Below are 7,621 nucleotides of genomic sequence, written 5' to 3'. Positions count from 1 at the left end.
ATGTTTGTTATGATTTGATTCTTTAATATCATCATGAGTTCCTCCTTATAACCCATATATCATAACATTTGTACATTCTTATTTAATATTTATTGTACATATTTAAGTATAACTTTATATCCGCAGGGCAGAGCGTTAAAAAGGGTGCTAACATTGGAAAAAGTGGCAATACGGGAAGTAGTACCGGAAGCCACCTTCATATTGAATGTCTGTATAACGGGGAGTATTATAACCCGTTATTTTACTTTGAAGCAGGAGAGCAGACCATTTATGGGGAAACACCGGGCGGCACCGGAGGAGGGACCGGCAATGTGATACCACCGGAGTCCTATGACGATGCAACGGTGCAGACGCTTATGCGGGAAGCAAACAGGTATCTGGGAATGCCATATACTTTTGGCGGCACAGCTCCGGCTAGTTTTGACTGTTCCGGTTTTGTATGCTGGGTATTTACAAACAGCGGCGTACATAACCTGCCAAGAACCACCGCACAGGGCATTTATGACCAGTGTACTTCGGTATCCGCATCGGAAGCAAAGGCAGGAGATCTCATATTTTTTACAAAAACTTATAATGCAGGGCGAACCGTCACACATGTTGGTATTTATTGTGGAAACGGTACGATGGTGCATTGTGGTGATCCAATCCAGTATACCTCAATCAATACCTCTTACTGGCAGAGCCATTTTTATGGTTTTGGAAGATTAAATTAGCGAAGGGAGGAAGATCAGTTGTCAGTAGAAAGAATCAATGTACAGCTTAAAAAGGTCAGAGAACAGATAGCACAGCTACAGGCAAAGGAAAAAGACCTTGCAGAGCAGAAACAGATGGCGGAGGATGCCGAAGCCATGAAGATCATTCGTAAATATAAAATCTCATCCGAGCGATTGCAGATGCTTAATAAGCTCAGTGAGGATGAAGTCAGAAATTTATTACAGAAACGGGAACAGGAAAAGGAGGATTCGACCAATGAAAATGAAGAAGTTATCCGTTAAGGCACTAATGTCCCTGATACTGTCGGCAATACTTTTTTGTATGCCGATTGGGGCATTTTTTGCAAACAGGGCAAATACTGTGGAGGTTCATGCGGAGGATACTGCCGAGCAGAAAACAGAAAGTGCGGCAGAGGAAAGCAGTGCAGAAAGCACAGCGTCCGGTAATGATAACAAGGACAGTTCCGGTAGTGGAGAAAATCACATAGAGCAGTCCACAGAGAATACAACGGAAAATTCCACAGAAGGCACAACCGAGGAAACACAGCCTTCTGCAAAATGCACCTGCAAGGAAAAATGCAGTCAGTATGCGGTGGATGAGGATTGTGAGGTGTGTGCAAAGGATCATAAGGAATGTGCTTATATCAATCCGAGCGTAAAAATCACAATCAATACACCTTCTGGGTGGCATAACGATACCACGAAAGTAACAGTCAAGGTGGAGGATACTATTGTATCCGGCAATTTTACCGTTCAGACAGTAAAGGCGAAAGTCGGGCAGAATGGAAGCTGGACAGATATTACCGAGGATATGTACATAGAGATTTCCGAAAACAGCACTATTTATGTGCAGGTCACAGACCAGAAGGGCAAGACCTATGAGAAAAACCGCTATATCAAGTGCTTTGATTTTACGAAGCCTACCTTAAATGCGGCAGTCAGCGATGGTCTATTGAGTATTCAGGCACATGATACGGATTCCGGTATCAAGGCAATCTATGTCAATGGCTATGAGTTTACCGACCATACGAATGGTGCTTTGAATATCCGTCTGCAACAGTTTGATGCAGGATATCAGTATTTCACGATTTCAGCCATGGATAATGCAGGAAATACCTCAGAAATCTATAAAACAGCCAATCCGTATTACACCGATCCGGAAAACAAGGACAGCAATGAAAAAGATCCGGCACAGCAGCTTCCTGTGGATGCGTCTGCAACCAAGCCAAGCTCTGCAACCGCACAGGTTACGGAGCATACGAAAACGGATGGGAATGGAAATACAGTTTCCCAGACAGGCAGTGGAACAACTTCAAGCAGTTCCGCAACAGCAAAGCAATCTCCAAGTACGGGAGATACTTCTAAGGATGCAGACCAGAGCAGTGACAGCCAGACCACAGAAAAAGGCAAGGAATTTTACACAATCCAGACTGCATCAGAAAAGGTATTTTATCTTGTGATTGATCGTGATGGGGAAGATGAAAAGGTGTATTTCCTTACAGAAGTCAGTGAAAACGACCTGCTGAATACCACAACGGATAACAGCGAGACACTTCCGAAAAATTCAGCGGCATTGGAATCTGCAATTCCTACCAAAGACAGCGCATTATCAAACAATAATGCTGATACCACAGGAGATAAAACACAGGGAGCAGAAAGTGTTGAGGACAGCACCGAAGATAGCACGGAAGATACAAGTGAGCCGAAAGAGGATACCGCAAAGGCAGATGGTTCCGGCTTTACATATATTTTAATGGGCATTGCTGCGGTAGCTGTGATCGGAGTGGTATATGTTGTGAAATCCAAGAAGAAAAAGGAAAACTTCATTGATGAGGATGAAGATGAGGACGAGCTTGACGAGGACTACGATTATGATGACGAGGAAGAAACCGAGCAGGATTCCGACGAAGCATTCATAAATGGTGGTGATGATACAGAATCAGTAGACACAGACGAGAATGACAATGAAGATAACAACAATGAGAATGATGAAGAAAATGGGGAGGAATAGAGATGGAGCTTGTAATTGCAGAGAAGCCGAGTGTGGCACAGAGCATTGCGGCAGTTCTTGGTGCCACACAGCGTAAGGACGGATATTTGGAAGGCAATGAGTATCTAGTATCATGGTGTGTGGGACATCTGGTAGAACTGGTACAGCCGGAAAGCTATGAGGAAGCATGGAAGAAATGGAGTTATGACAATCTTCCGATCATCCCACAGGAATGGCAGCATGAAGTGAAAAGTGATACGAAAGCACAGTATCAGATTTTGAAAAAACTTATGCATGATGACAGGGTGGATGCAGTCGTGTGTGCTACCGATGCCGGAAGGGAGGGAGAGTTGATCTTCCGCCTGACCTACAACATGGCAGGGTGCAGAAAACCGATGAAACGATTATGGATTTCTTCCATGGAGGAGAGTGCTATCCGTGACGGCTTCCATAATCTTCGTCCAGGCAGTGATTATGACAATCTGTACAAGTCAGCACTATGCAGGCAGGAAGCAGACTGGCTTGTGGGTATCAATGGCACTAGGCTTTTTACGGTATTGTATGGTGGCAAGGCATTAAAGGTCGGCAGAGTGCAGACACCGACACTTGCCATGCTGGTAGACCGTGAAAGTAAAATCATGAATTTCAAGAAAGAAGCCTATTATATGGCTCATATCATGGAAAATGGTTTGGATGCTGTATCGGAGCATATCAGTGATAAAACGGAAGCAGAGAGGATTGCAGGAGCCTGTGAAAACGGACAGGCTCTTGTCACTTCTGTGATAAAGGAAGAAAAGTGGGTGGCACCACCGAAACTCTATGACCTTACCACACTCCAGAGGGATGCAAACCGTCTGTTTGGCTTTACTGCCAAGCAGACATTGGAATATACGCAGAGCCTTTATGAGAAAAAGTTAGTGACTTATCCAAGAACAGACAGCCAGTATCTTTCCGATGACATGGAAGGTACTGCAAAAAATGTGATCGAAGCGATTTTCAATTCTCTGTTATTTGAACAGAATATCATGTTCAATCCAGATATTAAAAGAATTTTGAACAGCAAGAAAGTGACGGACCACCACGCAATCATTCCTACCATGGAGATCATCAAGCAGGACTTAAAGGCAATCCCGGAGAGCGAAATGAAGATACTTTCCCTTTGTGCAAACCGTCTGCTGTGTGCGACCGGGGAGAAGCACATTTATAATTCCACAAAGGCAGTGATTACCTGCAACAATACTGTATTTAAGGTATCTGGCAAGGAAGTGTGGAAAAATGGATGGAAGGAATTTGAGGATTTCTTCAAAAATTCCTATAAAACCGCAGAGGATAAATCGGATGCAGAGGAAGAAAAGAAGCTGCCGGAGCTTCGTGAGGGCATGATGATTGCAGTGGAGCAGACAAAGGTTTCCGAGCATTTCACACAGCCGCCAAAACATTACACTGAGGACAGCCTGCTGTCCGCCATGGAGAGAGCCGGAGCAGAGGATATGGGCGATGAAGTGGAGAGAAAAGGACTTGGCACACCTGCCACCAGAGCTGACATTATTGAAAAACTGGTAAAAGACGGATTCGTAAAGCGTGAGAAAAAGCAGATGATTCCGACAGAGGACGGAATGAAGCTGATCACGATACTTCCGGATGTAGTAAAATCTCCGAAACTGACTGCTGACTGGGAAAATGAGCTTACACTTGTATCCAAAGGAGAAGTTGCTGCAGAGCAGTTTATGTCTGGGATTGAAGCAATGGTAACTGATCTTGTAAAGACCTATCACAGCGTTAGTGATGAGCAGAAAGCCATGTTTGGCACAGGCAAGGGTGGACAGGAAGTGCTAGGCAAATGCCCGAAGTGCGGTGCTGATGTAGTCAGGGGAAAATTCGGAGCGTACTGTACCGGGAAGTGCGGTATGAATGTCGGCAAGGCACTTGGGGTAACACTTTCCGATACACAGGTCAAGAGCCTGCTTCAAGGGAAAAAGATACTTGTAAAAGGATTAAAAGGCAAGAAAGGCAGCTATGATGCGTACCTGATTCCAGAGAGTGTACAGGAATTTTCCTATACGAAAGATGGTAAAGAAATCAAGGGATTCCAGTATAAGTTTAAGATGGAATTTCCACCGAAAAAGGACAAATAGAAGAAAACTAGAAGAAAACAATTCCAAAATAATTTGTAAGATTTTGTCGAAAACTGTCATGTATATAGTGAAGGGAGGACTTTGGCATGAATAAGGAAAAAGAAATAGATATGCTGAAAGAAAAACTTGACTATTATACGTTGGTAGCAACCGATGAGGAATTTGATGCCGAGGAAGTTATAAAAATTGTAAAAAGGCTGGAAGAACTTGAACCGACAGAAGCACCGGAAAAATCTGTCGATGAATTTTTGGACGATTTCTGGAAATATTGCGAGGAACGAGAAAGGGAGGAAAAAATACTAGAAGAATTTCGGAAGCAGAATAGCTGTATCTATGATGAAAAAAGTGTGGTATTATGAGAGAAAGAAATTTACAAATCGGAATTTGTCAAAGAAACTTGATGACAATTAAGTGATAGTATTGCAGAAATGACAATCTGAAATTGAGGAGATAAATAAGTATGAATACAAAACAGAAACAAATTTTAGCATGGGTTCTCCTTAGTTGTGGAGTTATTATCGCCGGTGTAATACTTGGTGGTATTACCGGAAAACTTGTTTTAGACCACATCATATAAGGAGAAATGTCATGTTCAGTACAAATAAAAATCGTAAAATAGGTATGTTGATATTTCTGTTTGTTGTATCCTTTATTGTGGGTATGCTCATCAACATTCAACGTCTTGGGTCTTTACCGATGAAGCTTATCCAAGTTGAATGGAATGATACAGTAGGATGTGTGTATGAAAATCTTGATTATGAAAATCCGAGCGACCACAAATATGATTTATATGTGCCGAAAAATCTTGATACGCCAGAGTCAAAATGCCTGATTCTTTATATACACGGAGGAAGTTTTAATTCCGGGAGCAAAGAAGATGGCGATGCGTGGTGCAAATATTATACGTCAAAAGGATACGTAACAGCAACGGTTGATTATACATTGCAATCAAAGAAGGGAAAAAGTGAAGAAGAATTACTCAACGCCAGTCTTGAGTTAATGAATGAAGAAATTCTAAGCTGTGTTGCCGCAATCAAGGAGCAGGCATCGCAGCTTGGAATTGATTTAACACAAATGGCTACCTGTGGGGTGTCAGCAGGTGGAACACTTGCGATGAACTATGCATATAAAAATGCTGACATTTCTGCAATCCCAGTAAAGTTTGTCTTTCAACTCGCAGGTCCTGCTTCATTTGAGCCATCCGATTGGAGTTTGCTGAAATCGATAGACCATATAACCACAGATGCGGATTTTGCAACCATGATGACAGGGGTTAGAATTACAGATGAAATGATGGCATCAAAAGAGTATCTTCCGTATATTTACTCTGTTTCGCCTACATATTTGGTGGATGCAAACTCGGTGCCGACCTTGATGGGGTATGGACTAATCGACCATTGTGTGCCGACTCAACTTAAATACCCTTTAATAGATGCATTGAAAGAGAATGGTGTGCCATACGATTATGTTGAATTTCCAAAATCGAACCATGGAATGTATAATGATATTGATAAATTGCAGGAGTTTATCAATCTATCACTTGAATACTGTGATAAGTATTTTGATAAATAAGATAAAGACAAATTCCAGTTTGTAAAGGAGATATACAACATGAAGAAAGTCTGCTTAGCGGTTTTGCCAGCTTTAACAATAGTGTTAGAATTATTACCCTTGGGAGCAGTTTGTATTTTTGCAACATCTCCAACAGAAAGAGTAAAAGAAACATTCTCATACTTTAGCCTTACACCGTTTGGCTATGCAAATTTTGCTCCACTTATTACAGCCACACTTACTGTTGCCATCTTCTTACTTTCATTGTTTTCATTGAAGAAGAAAGGTGTTCTCAAAGCATTGTTTGTCCTTTCCATTATTACGGTAGTTATTTCTCTTTTGCCATTGATGTATGGCTTAAACTACTATACCCTTGTAGGAGCCTTTATAACAGTAACACTTGTAATAGAAAGTATTTTGGCTAAGATACAACAAAAGTAAAACGATAACTTCTTATTTGTCGGTGCAACACTAATACCACACATAACTAAAATAACAACACAGCGTCAGAGCGTATGGGAAAACCTGTACGCTCTAATTTTTTATCAAAAAATGGAGGAAAACACATGGAAGAAACAAATGTAACAATGACAGCAGAGGAAATGCAGGGTGAGCCTGCGGCAAAGGAAAATGAGACAAAGGCGGAGAAGTTTATCCGTATTGGCGAGTACCGCATGAATAAGGCGGTGGATGCCATTGGAAGATTGGAGAATCTTGCAAATCGAGGTTCCTATGAATATACACAGGAACAAGTAGACGCTATGTTTCAGGCATTAGAGGGGAGGGTTGCGGAAATTAAGGCAAGGTTTACGCCTAAGAAAACGGCTGAGAGTAAGACTTTCAGCTTTGGTACAACAGAATAGGAATGTAACGGGAAATAAAGGAAAGGCAGTCATGTAGTGTATGTGGCTGCCTTTTTGTCGTATCTATGACAGGAAGGAGAACTGCGTGAGAAAATATGATTTTATATCAGCTCTGGCAAAGGAGACAGTAGCCGAGGTTGTCAAAAATCGTGAGGAATGGATGAAATACCTGACTACAGCGGCAAGGCTGTATAAGTATCCGTTCCGGGAACAGCTTTTGATCTATGCACAAAGACCGGACGCAACAGCGTGTGCTTCCATTGAGCTGTGGAATGAGCGTATGCACTGTTGGGTAAATAAAGGTGCAAAAGGTATCGCACTTTTGGATGAGGATGACGCACATGGAAAGCGTCTGAAATATGTATTTGA

8 protein-coding genes and 1 pseudogene are annotated in these 7,621 nt (G+C 42.1%); all 9 read left to right on the top strand.

All coding sequences use genetic code 11. The annotated features are described in order from the left end of the window. Positions 1-92 precede the first annotated feature (92 nt). Positions 93-224 (top strand): annotated as a pseudogene (locus KQI85_RS16995) (M23 family metallopeptidase); the annotation flags it as partial. A gap of 87 nt (positions 225-311) precedes the next feature. Continuing rightward, positions 312-713 carry a C40 family peptidase gene (locus KQI85_RS11790; RefSeq protein WP_371820617.1) on the top strand — a complete coding sequence of 134 codons (402 nt, stop codon included), beginning with the start codon at positions 312-314 and terminating at the stop codon, positions 711-713. 18 nt (positions 714-731) lie between these two features. Beyond that, the gene (locus tag KQI85_RS11785; protein ID WP_178869883.1) at positions 732-995 is read left to right on the top strand and encodes a DUF4315 family protein; all 264 of its coding nucleotides are present in this window, start codon (positions 732-734) and stop codon (positions 993-995) included. After that, on the top strand, positions 970-2,724 hold the full coding sequence (locus tag KQI85_RS11780; protein WP_216576275.1) for a CD1107 family mobile element protein: 1,755 nt from the start codon (positions 970-972) through the stop codon (positions 2,722-2,724). The genes KQI85_RS11785 and KQI85_RS11780 overlap by 26 nt, the downstream gene beginning before the upstream one ends. 2 nt (positions 2,725-2,726) lie before the next feature. Further along, entirely contained in the window at positions 2,727-4,838 is a 2,112-nt protein-coding gene (locus KQI85_RS11775) for a DNA topoisomerase 3 (RefSeq protein ID WP_216576274.1), read from the top strand. 86 nt (positions 4,839-4,924) lie between these two features. Next, on the top strand, positions 4,925-5,197 hold the full coding sequence (locus KQI85_RS11770; protein ID WP_216576273.1) for a histidinol dehydrogenase: 273 nt from the start codon (positions 4,925-4,927) through the stop codon (positions 5,195-5,197). A 229-nt stretch (positions 5,198-5,426) separates the two neighbouring features. Next, on the top strand, positions 5,427-6,410 hold the full coding sequence (locus KQI85_RS11765; RefSeq protein WP_117801562.1) for an alpha/beta hydrolase: 984 nt from the start codon (positions 5,427-5,429) through the stop codon (positions 6,408-6,410). A 39-nt stretch (positions 6,411-6,449) separates the two neighbouring features. Then, positions 6,450-6,830: a hypothetical protein gene (locus tag KQI85_RS11760; protein ID WP_117998218.1), complete on the top strand. Its 381-nt coding sequence runs from the start codon at positions 6,450-6,452 to the stop codon at positions 6,828-6,830. Positions 6,831-6,904: 74 nt separating this feature from the next. Next, complete coding sequence (locus tag KQI85_RS11755) at positions 6,905-7,252, top strand: hypothetical protein (RefSeq protein ID WP_253293864.1); 348 nt, start codon at positions 6,905-6,907, stop codon at positions 7,250-7,252. Positions 7,253-7,621 lie beyond the last annotated feature (369 nt).

The sequence above is a fragment of the Falcatimonas sp. MSJ-15 genome (genome assembly GCF_018918265.1).
In the GTDB taxonomy this organism is placed as follows: Bacteria; Bacillota; Clostridia; order Lachnospirales; family Lachnospiraceae; genus Falcatimonas.
Note: the sequence above shows the minus strand (reverse complement) of the source record. Positions and strands in the feature narration are given on the sequence as shown.